18 protein-coding genes are annotated in these 16304 nt (G+C 49.6%); 7 read left to right on the plus strand and 11 right to left on the minus strand.

Annotated elements, in window-relative coordinates; all coding sequences use genetic code 11:
- Positions 1-12: 12 nt before the first annotated feature.
- Both NQ534_RS02310 and NQ534_RS02315 read right to left on the minus strand, forming a co-directional pair.
- A complete protein-coding gene (locus NQ534_RS02310; RefSeq protein ID WP_006862289.1) occupies positions 13-480 on the minus strand; it encodes a hypothetical protein in 468 nt (155 codons plus the stop codon).
- A 98-nt stretch (positions 481-578) separates the two neighbouring features.
- Positions 579-776 (minus strand): hypothetical protein, encoded by a 198-nt coding sequence (locus NQ534_RS02315; RefSeq protein WP_006862288.1) that lies wholly within the window; start codon positions 774-776, stop codon positions 579-581.
- Positions 777-924: 148 nt separating this feature from the next.
- Here NQ534_RS02315 and NQ534_RS02320 point away from each other — a divergent pair, with 148 nt between their 5' ends.
- The 3 genes from NQ534_RS02320 to NQ534_RS02330 all read left to right on the plus strand — a co-directional run bounded on the left by NQ534_RS02320 (position 925) and on the right by NQ534_RS02330 (position 3752).
- Entirely contained in the window at positions 925-1467 is a 543-nt protein-coding gene (locus tag NQ534_RS02320) for a helix-turn-helix transcriptional regulator (RefSeq protein ID WP_006862287.1), read from the plus strand.
- Between the two features lie 3 nt (positions 1468-1470).
- Positions 1471-2034 (plus strand): hypothetical protein, encoded by a 564-nt coding sequence (locus NQ534_RS02325; RefSeq protein ID WP_006862286.1) that lies wholly within the window; start codon positions 1471-1473, stop codon positions 2032-2034.
- 227 nt (positions 2035-2261) lie between these two features.
- Positions 2262-3752: a recombinase family protein gene (locus NQ534_RS02330; RefSeq protein ID WP_006862285.1), complete on the plus strand. Its 1491-nt coding sequence runs from the start codon at positions 2262-2264 to the stop codon at positions 3750-3752.
- On the opposite strand, the gene rlmD is transcribed toward NQ534_RS02330, so the two are convergent.
- The 3 genes from rlmD to pcrA form a co-directional block, all read right to left on the minus strand.
- Positions 3734-5335, minus strand: a complete 1602-nt coding sequence (gene rlmD, locus NQ534_RS02335) for a 23S rRNA (uracil(1939)-C(5))-methyltransferase RlmD (protein ID WP_006862284.1) — start codon at positions 5333-5335, stop codon at positions 3734-3736. The two genes, NQ534_RS02330 and rlmD, sit on opposite strands and share 19 nt — an antisense overlap.
- Positions 5336-5482: 147 nt before the next feature.
- Positions 5483-5800 carry a hypothetical protein gene (locus tag NQ534_RS02340; RefSeq protein WP_006862283.1) on the minus strand — a complete coding sequence of 106 codons (318 nt, stop codon included), beginning with the start codon at positions 5798-5800 and terminating at the stop codon, positions 5483-5485.
- An 81-nt stretch (positions 5801-5881) separates the two neighbouring features.
- Positions 5882-8128, minus strand: coding sequence for a DNA helicase PcrA (gene pcrA, locus NQ534_RS02345; RefSeq protein ID WP_074680199.1), 2247 nt, complete (start codon positions 8126-8128; stop codon positions 5882-5884).
- A gap of 83 nt (positions 8129-8211) precedes the next feature.
- Between pcrA and NQ534_RS02350 the strand changes: the two genes are divergently transcribed.
- On the plus strand, positions 8212-8802 hold the full coding sequence (locus NQ534_RS02350; RefSeq protein WP_006863876.1) for a DUF1836 domain-containing protein: 591 nt from the start codon (positions 8212-8214) through the stop codon (positions 8800-8802).
- Here the strand turns inward: NQ534_RS02350 and NQ534_RS02355 are convergent.
- Positions 8777-9070, minus strand: coding sequence for a YerC/YecD family TrpR-related protein (locus NQ534_RS02355; protein ID WP_006863875.1), 294 nt, complete (start codon positions 9068-9070; stop codon positions 8777-8779). The genes NQ534_RS02350 and NQ534_RS02355 overlap by 26 nt on opposite strands.
- Positions 9067-9813, minus strand: coding sequence for a phosphatase (locus NQ534_RS02360; RefSeq protein ID WP_006863874.1), 747 nt, complete (start codon positions 9811-9813; stop codon positions 9067-9069). Before NQ534_RS02360 ends, NQ534_RS02355 begins: the two co-directional genes overlap by 4 nt.
- Before the next feature lie 263 nt (positions 9814-10076).
- Between NQ534_RS02360 and NQ534_RS02365 the strand changes: the two genes are divergently transcribed.
- From NQ534_RS02365 to NQ534_RS02375, 3 genes are all read left to right on the plus strand, one after another.
- Positions 10077-10349, plus strand: coding sequence for a TIGR03905 family TSCPD domain-containing protein (locus tag NQ534_RS02365; protein WP_006863872.1), 273 nt, complete (start codon positions 10077-10079; stop codon positions 10347-10349).
- Between the two features lie 160 nt (positions 10350-10509).
- Positions 10510-12300 carry a flavin reductase gene (locus NQ534_RS02370; RefSeq protein ID WP_006863871.1) on the plus strand — a complete coding sequence of 597 codons (1791 nt, stop codon included), beginning with the start codon at positions 10510-10512 and terminating at the stop codon, positions 12298-12300.
- 230 nt (positions 12301-12530) lie between these two features.
- Positions 12531-13532, plus strand: coding sequence for an ABC transporter substrate-binding protein (locus tag NQ534_RS02375; protein ID WP_006863870.1), 1002 nt, complete (start codon positions 12531-12533; stop codon positions 13530-13532).
- A gap of 73 nt (positions 13533-13605) precedes the next feature.
- On the opposite strand, the gene NQ534_RS02380 is transcribed toward NQ534_RS02375, so the two are convergent.
- From NQ534_RS02380 to NQ534_RS02395, 4 genes are all read right to left on the minus strand, one after another.
- Positions 13606-14793, minus strand: a complete 1188-nt coding sequence (locus NQ534_RS02380) for an FtsW/RodA/SpoVE family cell cycle protein (protein WP_006863869.1) — start codon at positions 14791-14793, stop codon at positions 13606-13608.
- A gap of 103 nt (positions 14794-14896) precedes the next feature.
- Positions 14897-15112 (minus strand): hypothetical protein, encoded by a 216-nt coding sequence (locus NQ534_RS02385; protein WP_040784920.1) that lies wholly within the window; start codon positions 15110-15112, stop codon positions 14897-14899.
- Between the two features lie 141 nt (positions 15113-15253).
- Positions 15254-15472, minus strand: a complete 219-nt coding sequence (locus NQ534_RS02390; RefSeq protein WP_143115879.1) for a hypothetical protein — start codon at positions 15470-15472, stop codon at positions 15254-15256.
- 141 nt (positions 15473-15613) lie between these two features.
- Positions 15614-16153, minus strand: coding sequence for a superoxide dismutase family protein (locus NQ534_RS02395; RefSeq protein WP_006863865.1), 540 nt, complete (start codon positions 16151-16153; stop codon positions 15614-15616).
- Positions 16154-16304: the final 151 nt, after the last annotated feature.

The following is a 16304-nucleotide window of genomic DNA, read 5'->3' on the forward strand; positions in this document are numbered from 1 at the left end:
TCTGCTCCTCCTTTACTGTGTGACCTTGTCCTTTATGCGCTCCTGCCAGTCCGAATAAATGCAGACGCATCGGTATGTACTGTTACTTGTTCCGGGAACTGCAACGGCTGGGGTATACTCTACTTTTCCGCTGAGTAGCTTCGCGGTCCGGATGGCCTCAATTCCGGCCAGGTACTTCCTGGTGCAGCGGGCGTTTAATTTCTGCCTGCTGCAGAATGTATTGAACTCCTCCACCGGGATCCGGTATTCTCCGTTTACGGTCTCCCGGCCTTTTGTGATCTCCGTCAAAAACTGCGCCGTATCAATCAGAAACGCCTGCTTTGTAAGCGCCTTCCACTCTGCCATCTCGTCAAGACCTCCAATGTCAAGCCCGGCCTTGCTGAAAATGTCCCAGATTATCGGCATCCGGTCCTCCGGAACTGTTGAAACAATCTTAGCGATCTGTATCGCCGTCTTTAAATCAAGGTTTTCTTTCTCCATAATGTTTCCTTCTGCCCGCCTTACGCGGGACTTTGCTCAAAGTGTTTATAGCTGGCTCCAGCCGCCCCGTCCGCCAAAACTGAACTGACCGGTCTTCCTCATATGTCCGCTCCTTCCGTCATCTCGGCAGAAGGTTCCTCGCTGCTTAACCTTTCCTGCGCTTCCATGCCTGCCATATAGGCAATCACAATCTCCTTTTTTTCCTTTGGAAGCTTGGAGTACAGTTCTGCAAATTTGCGGGTATCATTTAACATCGAACTTTTAAAACCCACTTTTTCCGTTGTCCTGCAAGTCATGTTGAAGTCCCCTTTCTTTTTGTTGAATTTACGACTATTATATGTCCTTAAATATATATTGTCAATGTTTTTTTGTTGATTTAAGAACTTTTTGTTGACATGAGGACTTTATTCATGCTATCCTATTGCATAGGAAGGAGGTCATAACGTGAATGTAAACGAACGCATAAAAAAAGTGCGAAAAACCCTCGAACTTACGCAGCAGGAATTTGGCGAGCGTATAGGAATTAAAAGAAATAGTGTTGCTTTAATTGAAAATGGACGCAATACTTCTGATCAAACTATATTTGCCATCTGCCGTGAGTTTAACGTCCGGGAAGAATGGTTAAGGGAAGGTACCGGGGAAATGTTTAAAGCTGCCCCCAACACCGCGTTGGATGCTCTGGCCGAAGAATACGGTTACTCTCGTCGCGACTATGTTGTCGTTGAAAAATTTTCAAACCTCAGCCGCCGCGAGCGTGATGTGATTTTAGACTTCCTTGCGGATGTCGCCGCAGGATGTGCTGATATCGATAGCCCAGAATTTCCTGCAGAGAATCCCGGTAAAATTGATATAGAAGCCGAAGTTGCAGCCTACCGGCGTAGTCTAGAACTTCAAGAAAAAGCAAGTGGAAAATCATCTGCTTTACCTGGTATAAACGCCGCTACCAGCAAAAGCATTGTTTATCACGAAAATGAAAAGGAGGCCTAACATATGTTAAAAAGAAAAAAACTTATTGCCCTTATAATCGTTACAGCACTTATGTGTGAAAATATGGTTCCTGCATATGCTTCTTTGACCGAAGAAGAAAGCGAAACGGAGGCGGCTATTTTTACGTATGCGAAACCGAAAGATGAAGGATTCTATGATCTGAAGCTCAGTTTAACCAAAAGTAGTGAAGTTCCTTCCGAAGAAACGGAATCAGAATTGAAAGATGAGACAATCCAAGTCGATTATAGAGGAGCAATCAGTGATGATGTTACTGGGAACTGGCGCCTTTCCTTTGTTTCCACAGAAAAGGAAATAGGAGATTACGCCCTAAATTTTGCTGAAGAATTTCTCACCTCAAGTGATGAAATCCACGCTATCATTAATACAACTCGTATGGAAACATATCGAATTAAAGAAGTGCTGTCAAATACGATTAGCATATCGGTGTTTGAATATGTGGACGGTGAAGAGCATAGTGCCAAGACACTCTTTGGTGGAAATCTGCTTAAAGATTATTGGCTTTATACTGACACCGGAGAAATCGAAGATATAATGAATGAAGAATAAAAATCCCTGGGTACTTAATACAAAGGAGCCCCTACTAATGTAGCAAAAAACGAAACCCCGCCCGGTCGTTGGCGCGACCATGTGGGCGGGGCGGCTGGCAATGCTGTAAGGCATTTTCAGCCATGCTATAAAGCACTCCGAGCAAGTGTTATTATAGCATGGCCCGGCCGAAAACACAAGAAGGCAAGGGCTATTTTTATGCCCTTTTTTAAAGGTGGTGCTATAATATGAAAACAGAAAAAAACGGGATTCCTCTATCTGTGGCTGTGAAATCCTTTGAAAATGTAGCTGACCTCTATATCCGGGTATCAACAACCGAACAGGCAGAAGAAGGGTACAGCGTGGAAGCCCAGGAAGCGAAACTCCAGGCATATTGTAAAGCCATGAGCTATACAATAAACCGGGTCTGCATAGATCCTGGTTACTCCGGCACGTCAATGGACCGGCCCGGTCTCCAGGAACTTATAACGGACGTCCGTTCCAATCGTTGTAAAAAAATACTTGTCTGGAAGCTGGACCGGCTTTCCCGCTCTCAGAAGGATACACTTATTCTTTTAGAAGATGTGTTCCTGGCTAATAGTTGTGACTTCATTTCTGTTATGGAAAGCTTCGATACATCCACGCCATTCGGTCGGTGTATTGTTGGAATCCTGGCAGCTTTCGCTCAAATGGAACGAGAAAACATCCGCATCCGGACTACTCTTGGTCGCGTTGAGAAAATTCGTAAAGGATACTTTTCCGGATCCCATGCTCCACTCGGCTATAAATTCAAAGATGGATGCAATGAATTGCTCGTAAATCCTTACACTTCTATTATGGTTCGCGAAGTATTCCGCTTATTTCTGAGCGGCACCGGGCTTAGTGCAATCGGTCGCTATATGCTGGACAAATATGGACCTGGCCAGTACGACTGGGCAAAAAATACGGCAATCCGGCGCATACTATCAAATCCCGTTTATATGGGTAAAGTCCGCTTAAACGGGGAACTGTTTGACGGAATCCATGAAGCAATTATAAGCGAAACTGACTGGTATATGGCTGCTGCTCTTCTTGAACATAACAAAGCCATTGATAAACGCTCCTACCGATATGCTCTGGGAACGCCTGGCCGTGGGGATAATCTGTTGACAGGTCTGTTATTTTGCGGTGATTGCGGAGCCCGCATGTATGCCAGAAAGGTGTCAAAAACGAAGAAAAAATATATATGTCATTCTGTGGCCCGCACCTCTGCAGCTATGATAAAATCGAATCATTGTTCCAACCGATTACATCCGTATACCGTGGAAGAACTGGATGCCGTGATTATTAATGAAATTAAAAAGCTTTCCATTGACCGGTCTTATTTTGATTCGATGGTGGAACGCTGCCGTGATGAAAAGCCATTGGATTTTTCTGCTATACAGGAACGCATAGCAGAAATAGATAAGCAGACCGGAAGGCTGCTAAATATTTATCAGACCGGTCTTGTCTGTCTGGAAGAGATAAGCGCGCGCCTGGGTACTCTTAAAGAAGAAAAAGAAAAGCTCCAGCAGAACCTTCTTTCTTCAGATTCTGCCACAGCTTCCTGTTCTCTGGACGCAACCTGGAAAAGCTTGCAGGGTTTCTCTGCCATCATAGCTTCCGGCGATCTGGAAGCTATGCAACGGCTTATTCATTCCCTTATAGACAAAGTTGTTGTGCTAAATAACGATATTACTATTTACTGGTCGTTCTGCTGATTCTCTTTCAAGGCCAGCTCGCAGACAGTTTCTACGTGAACGCTGCCGGGGAACATATCAACGCAGCAGACCCGGTCAACCTGGTATCCGTATTTTTGAAGCTCTGCAAGATCACGTGCAAGGCTGGTCGGCTTGCAGGAAATGTATATCATTCTTTTTGCCCTAATATGCGCACCTATTTTTTCCAGCGCCTTTGGGTGGATGCCATCGCGCGGCGGGTCGAGCACGATGATATCCGGCTTTTCCTCCACGGAATCAATAACCTTCAGCACATCGCCTGCCAGAAATTCGCAGTTATCCAGTCCGTTCGCCGCCGCATTTTCTTTTGCCGCCGCTACCGCCTCCTCCACGATTTCTACACCGACTACCTTCCGGGCGACCGGGGCAAGAATCTGCGCGATGGTTCCGGTACCGGAATACAGGTCGAAAATTGTTTTGTCTTTCGTCTCTCCTACATAGGAACGCGCCCTGTCGTAGAGCACCTCCGCTCCCAGGGAATTCGTCTGAAAAAAGGAAAACGGCGATATTTTAAAGCGCAGTCCCAGAAGCTCCTCATAAAAGAAGTCTTTGCCGTACAGAATATCCGTCCTGTCACTTTTTATCACATCGGCAAGACTGTCGTTCACGGTGTGAAGAATTCCGGCAATCGTCCCGTCCAGCTGCAGCGCACGGAGGCGTTCCGCAAGCCCCTGCAGGAGCGCCGCCCCTGTCTGTCCGCCATTCTCCTGCGCATTTTCACTTTCGCCGATTCTCGGAACCGTCTCGTCCTCCTGCGCCGCACACCCCTGCGTATTTTCACTTTCGCCGGTTCGCTGAACCGTCTCGTCCTCCTGCGCCGCACACCCCTGCGCATTTTCACTTTCGCCGATTCTCGGAACCGCCTCTTTCTCCTGCGCCGCGTCATCCTCCGCGCCCGGCAGCTCCAGCCGGGAGGTTGTCACCAGATCAATCAGAATTTCCCCGGTTTTTTTGGCTTTGCGCACCAGCAGGTGGCGCAGGTAGCCGGTGTGTCTCAGCTTATGATAAAACGGCGTTTGTGTTTCCCGGAAATAATCCAGCACGCACGCCAGTATCCTGCGAAAATCCTCATCTACAATCCGGCAGCCGGAAACCGTCACAATATCGTAAAAGCTTCCGCGTTTGTGCATACCGAGCGCCAGCGGTCCGCCAAAATACTCATCCCCAAAAGAAAATTCCATTTTATTGCGGTAGCCGGACTGCTCCGGACTGCCAAGGATGCCCTCAAAAACATATTCCGGGCATACCTCATCCAGCAGCTTTTTTACCTGCTGCTCCTTCAGGGCAAGCTGCGCTTCATATGGAAGGTTCTGATACGTACAGCCGCCGCAGTCTGCAAAATGCGGACACGGGGAGGCGATTTCCAGCGGTGATTTTTCCAGGACCTCCAGGATACGCCCCTCTGCCCGTCCCTTACGGATTTTATTGACAGAAAGCCGCACCCGCTGTCCGGCAATCCCGTTTTTTACGATGACCGGCTTTTCTTCTCCCTCAACAATCGTTACACACTTATTCGGAAATAAAACCTCAGCAATTTTTCCTTCCAGAACCTGTCCCTTTTTCATATGCTCTCCTCCAAAAACTCTCCATTAAGATAAAACAGCCGCCGCAATATATGCGGCGGCTCATTCTTGCCGGCAGTTATGTGTAACAGCGCAGACCTGCTGTCCTGTTACCTGCAAAAACCCATTTAAAATCGCTCTGCGATGGGATTATTTTTCTTCTGCAGCCGGTTTTTCTTCTTCATCTACAAAGATTTCTTCTTCCTCTTCTGCCTCTTTTTCCTTTTCCGGCGCCTCTTCTTTTTCTTCCTCTTCAAGCTCATCCTCGAAGTAGTCGTCGAAATCGTCATCGAAGTCATCATCAAAGTCTTCCAGATAATCCGGGGTGAGATACTTGTAAACCGCAACCGCGATACCCGCAACTGCCGCTACCGCACCGATGATTGCCAGAATCCACAATACCGTATTTTTTGCCTTCTCATCCTCTTTTTTCTGGATTGCTGCTAATAAATCTTCGAATTTGTTCATGTCGTGCACATCCTTTCTTAGATTTCATTTCGTATGTTTTTCATAGTATAACACAAAACCTCTGTCTTTACCATACCAAATTTACAATTTCTGCAGCTTTGCAAACGCCGCAAACAGCTTTTTCACCCCGCAGCGTTCAAAATCGACCGTCACCTCGTAGTCCTTGCCGCCGTCCGCGATTGCCTGCACCACGCCGGTGCCGAATTTTATATGCTTCACCGTGTCGCCCACACCGTAATCCAGATGGTCCGCCTTCGTCACCTTAAACGCATTGGCGTCGAACGCCTTGCTGCGGAACGCCCGTTTTGCCTGCATATAGGGCGAATCTGCCGGCGGCTCCGGCTTTTTCCACGCGCTCTTTGTCCCGTTCGTCCCGCCTGCCGTCTCTTCCGCCGCCGTTTTCTTTTTCGTCTCCAGCAGCTCCTGCGGAATCTCCCGCAGGAAGCGCGACATCGCGCTCATGTGCGTCTCGCCGCGCGTCATGCGCATACGGGCGCAGGTCAGCGTAAGATGCTTCATCGCCCGCGTGATTCCCACATAACAGAGCCGCCGCTCCTCCTCCAGGGCGTCGGGGTCCTCATCAAAGCCCACATGGCTTGGGAAAAGTCCCTCCTCCATCCCGGTCAGATACACATTGGGAAATTCCAGTCCCTTGGCGCTGTGCAGCGTCATCAGAACCACCCGGCTCTCATTTTCGTCAAGGCTGTCGATATCCGCAACCAGCGCGACCTCCTCCAGAAAACCGCTAAGGCTCGGTTCCCCGGTACTTTCCTCGTAAGTAACGACCTTCGATATCAATTCATCAATATTTTCGATTCTTGCGCGCGCCTCGTCCGTATCCTCCGCCTCCAGCTCCTTTACGTAGCCAGTCGACTCGATAATCTGTCCGAGCAGCTCATTGACGCCAAGAAATTCCGCCTGGCTGCGCAGCGTCCGTATAAAGGTGACAAAATCCTGCAGCTTTGAAACGCTGCGTCCCAGTCCCGGTATCTCTGCCGCCTGCTCCAGCGCCTGGTAAAAGCTGATTTCATGGTCCATCGCATAGCTCTGCACCTTCGTCAGCGTTGCCGCCCCGATGCCTCTGCGCGGAACATTGATGATGCGGCGCACAGCAAGGTCATCGCGCGCATTGTCCACCGTTTTCAGATAGCAGAGCAAATCCTTGATTTCCTTTCTGGCATAGAAATTTACACCGCCGACAATCTTATACGGGATATTCGCCATCAGAAATTTTTCCTCAAACAGACGCGACTGCGCGTTTGTGCGGTACAGCACGGCAAAATCCCCGTACTGCGCCTCGCCCCGGCGCACCTGTCCGGCAATATTTTCCGCGACGAATTCCGCCTCATCGAACGCGCTCGGAAACTGCTTCGCCTTAATCAGACTGCCCTCTTCATTTTCCGTCCAGAGCGTTTTTTCCTTTCTGCCGACATTGTTCTTAATGACGTTGTTCGCCGCCTCCAGGATGTGCTTTGTTGAGCGGTAATTCTGCTCCAGCCGGATGACCTTCGCGTCGTCAAAAACCGTCTCAAAATCCAGAATATTGCGGATGTTGGCGCCGCGGAACTTATAGATTGACTGGTCATCGTCGCCGACCACGCACAGATTGCGGTACTTTGCCGCCAGGAGGCTGATAAGCCGGAACTGCGCGGTGTTGGTGTCCTGGTACTCATCCACCATGATATAGCGGAAGCGATCCTGATAGTACGCCAGCACGTCCTCGCAGCTCTGGAACAGCTCCACCGTTTTCATCAGCAAATCATCAAAATCCAGCGCGTTATTGCGCTTTAACTGCTCCTGGTACTCCGTATATGCCGCGGCGATCCTGCGCCTGTTAAAGTCCCCGAAATTCTGCTTTTCAAACGCTTCCACGGAAATCAGCTCATTTTTCGCGGAGGAAATGGCGGCAAGAATCGTGCGTTCCTTCAACATCTTTGTATCGATATTCAGCTTTTTGCAGATATCCTTCATCAGCGATTTCTGATCATCTGTATCGTAAATCGTAAAATTATTTTCATAGCCGAGACGGTCAATAAAACGCCGCAGGATGCGCACACACAGAGAATGGAAGGTGGATACCCACACGCTTCCCGCCTCCGGTCCCGCAAGGTTATCCACGCGCTCACGCATCTCGCCCGCCGCTTTGTTGGTGAAGGTAATCGCCAGAATATTCCACGGCTTTACCCCCTTTTCTTCTATTAAATATGCCACGCGGTGCGTCAGGACCCTCGTTTTTCCGGAACCTGCGCCTGCCAGTATCAAAAGCGGACCTTCGGTGTGAAGGACCGCCTCCCGCTGCATCTCATTTAAATTGTCGTATGTACTCATTTTTCCTCCGAAAATTTATTTTATACTTGTCATGTAGTTTTAAAAACTGTATAATGTAGTCCATAAGGAGGGACACGTGAATTATGACAATTAATCCAGACGATATACTCCAGAGCATTCTGGAGAGCCTTTCCCATATGGACTACATCAAGCCGGATGATATTCCCAACATTGACTTATACATGGACCAGGTGACGACCTTTATGGACGCGCAGCTTTCCACTGCAAAACGCTACCCGGAAGATAAAGTACTCACCAAAACCATGATCAACAATTATGCCAAAAACCGCCTGCTGCCTGCCCCGGACAAGAAGAAATACTCCAAGGAGCATGTTCTGATTCTGATTTTTATTTATTATTTTAAAGGCTTTCTCTCAATCACCGATATCCAGGCGCTGCTCGGTCCGCTGGCGAAAAAATATTTTAAAAACCAGGAGGGCTTAAATATCGAAGCCCTTTACCGCGAAGTGTTCAGCATGGAGAAGGAGCAGATTGAGCTGCTGAAGGATGAGCTGCTGGCAGATTACCAGACAGCGCAGCAAACCTTCGCAGATGCTCCCGAAGAGGAACAGGAGAATCTGCGTCTTTTCTCCTTCCTGTGTCTGCTGAGTTTTGATGTCTATGTAAAAAAACAGATTATCGAAAAAATTATTGATTCTTTTCCATCCGTTTAAATACCATCTGGTATCCGTCACTTCCATAATTCAGAGAGCGGTTGACACGGCTGATCGTAGCCGTGGAAGCCCCTGTCTGTTCCGCAATCTCCAGATAGGTCTTATTCTGCGTCAGCATCCGCGCCACCTCAAAGCGCTGCGAGAGCGACAGCAGTTCATTGACCGTGCACACGTCCTGAAAAAACAGATAGCATTCTTCTTTATTCTTTAACTGTAAAACTGCCTCAAACAGATGGTCTACCGCTTCCGTCCTGATTGTTTTGCTCATCTTTTTTCCTCCATTGAAATTGTGTCGCGTTTTCCGTAATTAATATGCTGCATCAGAGCCTCCACACTGCGGTTTGCCACCAGCTCCTCCGGAAAATCCAGCTCCTCCAGCAGCCTCACCGCCCGCTCGTGCCGTCCGATATCGGAAGCCACATGCGCATCGCTTCCCAGAATCACCGGAACCTGCTGCTCCTTGCACAGCTTCAGCATCAGCCGGTCGTTCGGCGCCGTATTCTGGCGAAGCCCCGCCGGATTCAGAGAGCTGTTGTTGATTTCCAGAAGCACGCCCGTCTCCTTCGCCGCCGCCACCAGACGCTCATAATCGATTTCGTAGCGGCCGTCGTCGGGATGTCCGATAATATTAATGTAGGGATTTTTCATGGCTGCAATATAAGCGCCGGTGTTTTCCTCCCTTGTTCCGGGCGTGATGCACGGCGTATGCAGGCTTGCAATCACCACATCCAGCTCCCGCAGGATCTGCTGCGGCAAATCCACGCTTCCGCTGTAATCCATAATATTCAGCTCCGCCCCCTGCAGCACTGTTATCCCCTCCAGCATGCGCGGCACCGACTTCAGATTGGAGAAATAAAATTCGTGGCTGCTCCCCGGCATTTCGGGCGCATGGTCCGTGATGCCAAGAAGCGCAAGCCCCTTTTCCTTCGCGCTGCGCGCCATTTCCCAGATGGTATTGTAAGCATGTCCGCTCGCAAGCGTATGTGTATGTACGTCTAAAACGTCCCGCATCTTTTCACTTCTTTCTTAAATTCGTTCCCGGTGACGCCGCATGGCGCCGGTATCCAGAGCTGCCAGTTTCACGCTTCACCTTGTCAGTGTGAACATTATACCACGAATCCGCCCCGGTCCGCAACATGCAAAATAAACAGTTTCGCCATGCATATCACAGTGGCTTTTTTTGCAGAAATATGATATGATGAGCCAGGAAGCAGACAGACACAGGAACAAAAAAAGATTAAGAATACTTTATTAGAAAGGATGGAATACTGACAATGGGAAAACTGACAAAAAATAATAACACTTATGTTCACAAAAACAGCGGCGTATGCTCCTCCGCGGTGGAATTTGAGGTGGAGGACAACCATCTGAAAAACGTACATTTTATCGGCGGCTGCAATGGAAATACGACCGGTATCGGCAGGCTTGTGGAGGGCATGGAAATCCATGATGTCATCCGCCGTCTGGAAGGTGTCCGCTGCGGAATGCGTCCTACATCATGTCCCGACCAGCTTGCCACTGCTTTGAAGGCATATCTGGCGGAGTAAAACGGAACAGGCCGCTGCTGTCCCCGCCATTTCCGGATGGCGCTGCCAATAACTGACATATTTCCGTTGCTTTTTTAAATCCGCTATATTATAATTATCACAGCAGTGATATCTGCTGGCACGCAAAATCTACACTACAAAATAAAATGGAGGATTTGTTATGAAAATCACGAACGACATCCGTTATGTTGGCGTAAACGACCACAAAGTCGATTTATTCGAGGGTCAGTACGTCGTACCAAATGGCATGGCATATAATTCCTATGTTATTCTGGATGAAAAGGTTGCCGTTATGGACACCGTAGATATTCATTTTACTCACGAATGGCTGGATAACATTTCCGCTGTTCTGAATGGCAGACAGCCGGATTACCTGGTCGTCCAGCATATGGAGCCGGACCACTCCGCAAATATTGCCAATTTTCTGAAGGTATACCCGGACACGACCGTGGTAGCAAATGTAAAAACCTTTGCCATGATGGACCAGTTCTTTAACCTGGACGAGTCTGTTAAGAGACTGACTGTGGAAAACGGCGGCACACTTTCGCTCGGTAAACATCTGCTTACCTTCGTATTCGCGCCGATGGTTCACTGGCCGGAGGTTATGGTAACCTACGACAGCACGGATAAGGTTCTGTTTTCCGCAGACGGCTTCGGAAAATTCGGTGCAAACGATGTGGAGGAGCCGTGGGATGACGAGGCGCGCCGTTATTATATCGGTATCGTCGGCAAATACGGCGCACAGGTGCAGAACCTGCTGAAGGTTGCAGCAACGCTGGATATCCAGATTATCTGCCCGCTGCACGGACCGGTTCTGACGGAAGACCTCGGACATTACATCGGTCTGTATGACACCTGGTCCTCTTATAAGGTGGAGAGCGAGGGAATCGTCATCGCTTACACCTCCGTTTACGGCAATACGAAGCAGGCGGTGGAGCATCTTGCTGCAAAAATGGCGGACGAGGGCTGCCCGAAGGTTATCGTACACGACCTTGCGCGCACGGATATGGCGAAGGCTGTGGAGGACGCTTTCCGCTACGGCAAGCTGGTACTTGCCACCACTACTTATAATGCGGAAATTTTCCCGTTCATGCGCGAATTTATCAATCATCTGACAGAGCGCAACTTCCAGAACCGCACGGTTGCCTTCATCCAGAACGGAACCTGGGCGCCGCTTGCCACCAAGGTAATGAAGGGTATGCTGGAAAAATGCAAAAAGCTGACATATGCAGAAACCGAGGTTACTATCAAGTCCTCCGTAAAGGCGGAAACAAAGGAAGCGCTGGATGCGCTGGCGGCGGAGCTCTGCAAGGATTACATTGCGCAGTCTCCGGATAAGGCGAACAAAAACGATATGACCGCGCTCTTCAAAATCGGCTACGGTCTCTACGTTGTCACCAGCAACGACGGCAAAAAGGACAACGGTCTGATTGTAAATACGGTAACTCAGCTTACCGATACACCGAACCGCGTGGCTGTCAATATCAATAAGCAGAATTATTCGCATCATGTTATCAAGCAGACCGGCAAGATGAATGTAAACTGCCTGTCTGTGGAAGCGCCGTTTGAAATCTTCCAGCGTTTTGGTTTCCAGAGCGGAAGAACCGCCGACAAATTTGATGGCTTCACCCCGCTCTACTCCGACAACGGACTGGCTTTCCTTCCGCGTTATATCAATGCGTTTATGTCGCTTGAAGTGGAATCCTACGTAGACCTTGACACGCATGGCATGTTCATCTGCCGCGTTACCGAGGCGCGCGTGATGTCCGACAAGGAAACGATGTCCTACACCTACTACCAGAAAAATGTAAAGCCGAAGCCCCAGACAGAGGGTAAGAAGGGCTTTGTGTGCAAGGTGTGCGGCTATATCTATGAGGGCGATACTCTTCCGGATGATTTCATCTGCCCGCTCTGCAAGCACGGCGTTGCCGACTTCGAGCCGATTGAATAATCCTGTTTTTAAGAGAATTTCTGCAGGACTGTTGCTTTTGCGGCAGTCCTGTTTTTTTGCGCAAAGCATCTGCCGGGCAGACTGAAGCTTTGCCGGACAATCCGAACCTGCGGTTATGCCGGGCGCTCCCGTATCGCTTATGCCGGGCAGACCGGACTTCTGCCGGCTTCGCACCGCTTTCCCGCTTCTGCATATATTAAATCTGACGAGTAAATTCACGGAGTTGTTTTATGAAAAGAAAACTGACTGCGCTTCTTTGCGCCACACTTCTGACAGCCGCCCTGCCGGCTGCGGCATTCGCTGCCGAAACAGAGGAATCCCTGCAGAAGGTCACCTTAAACGAGGTGGCACACTCTATCTTTTACGCCCCGCAGTACGCTGCCATCGAGCTTGGCTATTTTGCCGAAGAAGGCATTGACCTGGAGCTGGTATGCGGCTTCGGCGCCGATAAGGTCATGACCGCCGTCCTCTCCGGCGACGCCGAAATCGGCTTCATGGGCAGCGAATCCACCATCTACGCCTACAACCAGGGCGCCTCCGACTACGTCGTAAACTTCGCGCAGCTCACGCAGCGCGCCGGCAACTTTCTGGTCGCGCGCGAAGAAATGCCGGATTTTGAGTGGGCAGACTTAAAAGGCAGGAAAGTGCTCGGCGGAAGAAAAGGCGGGATGCCGGAAATGGTTTTTGAGTATATTTTAAAACAGCACGACATCGACCCTGCCGCCGATTTGGAAATCGACCAGAGCATCGACTTTGGCTCCACCGCCGCCGCTTTCTCCGGCGGGCAGGGAGACTTTACTATTGAGTTTGAGCCGTCGGCGACAGCGCTTGAGAAGGAAGGCGCCGGATATGTAGTTGCCTCCCTCGGCGTAGACTCCGGCTATGTCCCGTATACCTCCTATAGTGCAAAATCCAGCTACATGGAGGAGCATCCGGAAATCATCCAGGGCTTCACCAACGCGCTGCAGAAGGGTATGGACTATGTAAACAGCCACACGCCGGAGGAAATCGCAGAGGTGATTGCCCCGCAGTTCCCGGACAGTGATCTGGAAACTATCACCGCCATTGTCACACGTTATGCCGGTCAGGATACCTGGAAGGAAAATTTAATCTTTGAGGAAGAGAGCTTTACGCTTCTGCAGGATATTCTGGAAAGCGCCGGAGAGCTCTCCCAGCGCGCTCCCTACGACGCCCTTGTCACCACAGAATTTGCCGCAGCAGCCGCAAAATAACTCTCCCGGAGCACGAAGCATAATCCGCACTTCAGAAAACAGGCGCCCTTAGGGGTGCCTGTTTTCCTGCAGCTCACTTTTCATTATCTCTGAATTTAATCTGTCTGGATACGCTTAGCGCAAGCGTCATTTCCGCCATCAAAAATACGATAGACGTGCCTCCGTAGCTGACAAACGGCAGCGTGATACCTGTTGTCGGAATCGCATTTGTGACAACAGCGATATTCAGCACCACCTGCAGGGCAATGTGAATAAAAATTCCCGACACGATCAGCGACCCAAGCAGATCCGGCGCATTCTGCGCAATAAACAGAAGACGGTACAGCATAAAGACAAACAGCATGGACAATACCACCACGCCAAAAATCCCCAGTTCCTCACAGATGATGGTAAGAATCATATCGTTCTGCGCCTCCGGCACAAAATCCAGCTTCTGGAGACTGTTTCCAAGTCCTTTTCCAAAGATGCCGCCGGAGCCGATCGCATACAGTCCCTGCATTATCTGATAGCCGCCAAGGCTGGAATTCGCCTCCGGGTCCAGCCATGCAATAACACGGCGCAGACGGAAATTTTCACTGCCGCTCAACGTCTGCGCATATATGATTACACCGACCACCACAACCGCAACGATCCCCGCTCCGATAACAAACGGCCGTTTTCTCGGATATACAATAAACAGCATCCCGACGGTAATTCCGGCGATAATAATGGCAGTGCTCAGATTATCCGTAAAGAACAGCGTGAGCGCGGAGCTCAGCGCGCCGCAGCCCAGCACCATCCAGAATGCTTTCGGCGTTCTCATTTTTTTCCCCATCCGGACAATCAACACCGATAAAAACAAAATAACCGCCAGCTTCGCAATCTCGGCAGGCTGTATGGAAAGAGAGCCGATGTAGATCCAGCGCTTTGCACCATATATTTCCGTTCCTATAAACTTTGTGGCAAACAGAAGAATATTTGCCACCACGTAAAGCAATCCGGCAAATTTTGCATAAATATGATAATCAATCTGTGAAAAAATCAATACCATCACAAAACAGACCGCACTGATGGCGCCCTGTCTCTTAAAATAATACATGCCGTCCCCAAAATCAATCTGCGCCGAATACGCGCTGGTACTGTATAACATAACCAGACCAAAGCAGGTCAGCAGAATAATGCTGGCAAGCAGGTTATAATCATAATAATGGAATACCTGCCTTGCAGCAGTTCCGGCTGATTTTGCTATGCTCCGTACTTTTTTCTTACTTACTGCCGTCATGGCTCACTCCTTAATCTCTGGAAGCCGTTTTCCTCTTCTTCCGTAAATTTTAGCACAATTAAGCGGCAGATACAACGAAAAATTTTCCGCCGTATACATGCTCCTATCGCTGATGCAGACAGAGCGCCCGGTATTTCATACTTTTTTTCCAGGCTTCCAGCAGCTTTCTCTGAAACGTCGGCGTATCCGTCCCCAGCACCTCCATCAGCGTCTCCGCCCTTGCTATCAGACGCAGAAATTCGTCCCCCTCCAGATTTTCATTTATTGCATGCATCGTCTCATCCAGCATCCAAACCACTTCCGCTCTGACCTTCATCATAAAATACACGCTCCCATTATTGTTTTTTCTTCCTGCTGTTTTCATTGCTGTTATTTTTCGGCTGTTTCTTATCATCATTTTTCATGACGCTTAATGCTGTCATTATATATTGCTTTTTCCGGGATTGCAACGTTTTTCCTTTTATTTTCCTTCTGTCACCTGCAGGTATTCTGACCGGTAGCTGCACAGAAGCGCATCCACCCGGTTGTTCTGCCGCAGCTTAAAACATCCATATTCGAAAACCACCTCATTCAGCGACCATTCCCGCTGGCTCAGCTCATATGCCCTGACAGTATCCTGCGTAAAAATCTCCTTTCCGTCTCTGTCGCGCATTCCGGAACACAACCGCTCTCTCTTCATATTCCCGCCTCCGTCTGCTGCACTGGCAGCGCCGCTTTTCACAGAATCTCCCATGCTATCACGAAATATCCGGATTTTTACTATGTAAGCGGGGGAGCTCCCGCAAAACCGCAGTGTTCCCCCGCTCTCCTGTTTCGTTCTTTATGCACTCATAATTTTTCCGCACGCTATTTTCATTCCGGAATTCCCGGACGGCTGCGTTCTGAAATCATCCGCCATCGCGTGGATAATCACCGTCCGTCCGACTACCTCCTCCGGCGTAAAACGGTCTGTATAAAAGACGGATAACGCATATCCATGATTTTCCAGAAGCGGCGGGAAATCCCCGGCATGAAACGGGTGCTCACAGCCCGCCGGATTAAAATGCCCGTCGGCATCTGCAAACGCATCGTCCGCCGTTCCGCTGCAGGCTTCTCCCCCGTGAATATGAAATCCGAGGAAGCTTCCTCCGCATGCGCCCTCCTTTGCCGGAAGTCCGGCAATCTCCGCCGCCACCAGCGTACCTCCCCAGAGCGGATAAAGCAGCACATTTCCGCAGATACAATCCATCCGCGCTTTTCCATAGACCAGCGCATAAGCCTCCGGCTTTCCGTTCTGTATCATATGCAGGAGCATTTCCATATTTCCGGAAATACCGCTGAAGTTGTCACAGCTCAGTATTCCCGCCATCTTCCCGCTCATGCTCTTATTCCCCACAGTCCGGGCACGACGCCGGCTGGTCAAAGCTCAGATTGTACGCATAGAAATTCCGGCTGTCCAGCTTATCCTGCACAAGACGCAGCGCTTCACCGAAGCGTAGTTATGTAAGCATACTTTGGACAACGATAAACAA

Origin of the sequence: Marvinbryantia formatexigens DSM 14469 (assembly GCF_025148285.1) — a bacterium.
GTDB lineage: Bacteria > Bacillota > Clostridia > Lachnospirales > Lachnospiraceae > Marvinbryantia > Marvinbryantia formatexigens.

What these genes read in the sequence shown, in the direction of transcription:
- NQ534_RS02310 (WP_006862289.1), bottom strand. Translation starts at nt 480, where the DNA reads ATGGAGAAAGAAAACCTTGATTTAAAGACGGCGATACAGATCGCTAAG.
- NQ534_RS02315 (WP_006862288.1), bottom strand. Translation starts at nt 776, where the DNA reads ATGACTTGCAGGACAACGGAAAAAGTGGGTTTTAAAAGTTCGATGTTA.
- NQ534_RS02325 (WP_006862286.1), top strand. Translation starts at nt 1,471, where the DNA reads ATGTTAAAAAGAAAAAAACTTATTGCCCTTATAATCGTTACAGCACTT.
- NQ534_RS02330 (WP_006862285.1), top strand. Translation starts at nt 2,262, where the DNA reads ATGAAAACAGAAAAAAACGGGATTCCTCTATCTGTGGCTGTGAAATCC.
- rlmD (WP_006862284.1), bottom strand. Translation starts at nt 5,335, where the DNA reads ATGAAAAAGGGACAGGTTCTGGAAGGAAAAATTGCTGAGGTTTTATTT.
- NQ534_RS02340 (WP_006862283.1), bottom strand. Translation starts at nt 5,800, where the DNA reads ATGAACAAATTCGAAGATTTATTAGCAGCAATCCAGAAAAAAGAGGAT.
- pcrA (WP_074680199.1), bottom strand. Translation starts at nt 8,128, where the DNA reads ATGAGTACATACGACAATTTAAATGAGATGCAGCGGGAGGCGGTCCTT.
- NQ534_RS02350 (WP_006863876.1), top strand. Translation starts at nt 8,212, where the DNA reads ATGACAATTAATCCAGACGATATACTCCAGAGCATTCTGGAGAGCCTT.
- NQ534_RS02355 (WP_006863875.1), bottom strand. Translation starts at nt 9,070, where the DNA reads ATGAGCAAAACAATCAGGACGGAAGCGGTAGACCATCTGTTTGAGGCA.
- NQ534_RS02360 (WP_006863874.1), bottom strand. Translation starts at nt 9,813, where the DNA reads ATGCGGGACGTTTTAGACGTACATACACATACGCTTGCGAGCGGACAT.
- NQ534_RS02365 (WP_006863872.1), top strand. Translation starts at nt 10,077, where the DNA reads ATGGGAAAACTGACAAAAAATAATAACACTTATGTTCACAAAAACAGC.
- NQ534_RS02370 (WP_006863871.1), top strand. Translation starts at nt 10,510, where the DNA reads ATGAAAATCACGAACGACATCCGTTATGTTGGCGTAAACGACCACAAA.
- NQ534_RS02375 (WP_006863870.1), top strand. Translation starts at nt 12,531, where the DNA reads ATGAAAAGAAAACTGACTGCGCTTCTTTGCGCCACACTTCTGACAGCC.
- NQ534_RS02380 (WP_006863869.1), bottom strand. Translation starts at nt 14,793, where the DNA reads ATGACGGCAGTAAGTAAGAAAAAAGTACGGAGCATAGCAAAATCAGCC.
- NQ534_RS02385 (WP_040784920.1), bottom strand. Translation starts at nt 15,112, where the DNA reads ATGATGAAGGTCAGAGCGGAAGTGGTTTGGATGCTGGATGAGACGATG.
- NQ534_RS02390 (WP_143115879.1), bottom strand. Translation starts at nt 15,472, where the DNA reads ATGAAGAGAGAGCGGTTGTGTTCCGGAATGCGCGACAGAGACGGAAAG.
- NQ534_RS02395 (WP_006863865.1), bottom strand. Translation starts at nt 16,153, where the DNA reads ATGAGCGGGAAGATGGCGGGAATACTGAGCTGTGACAACTTCAGCGGT.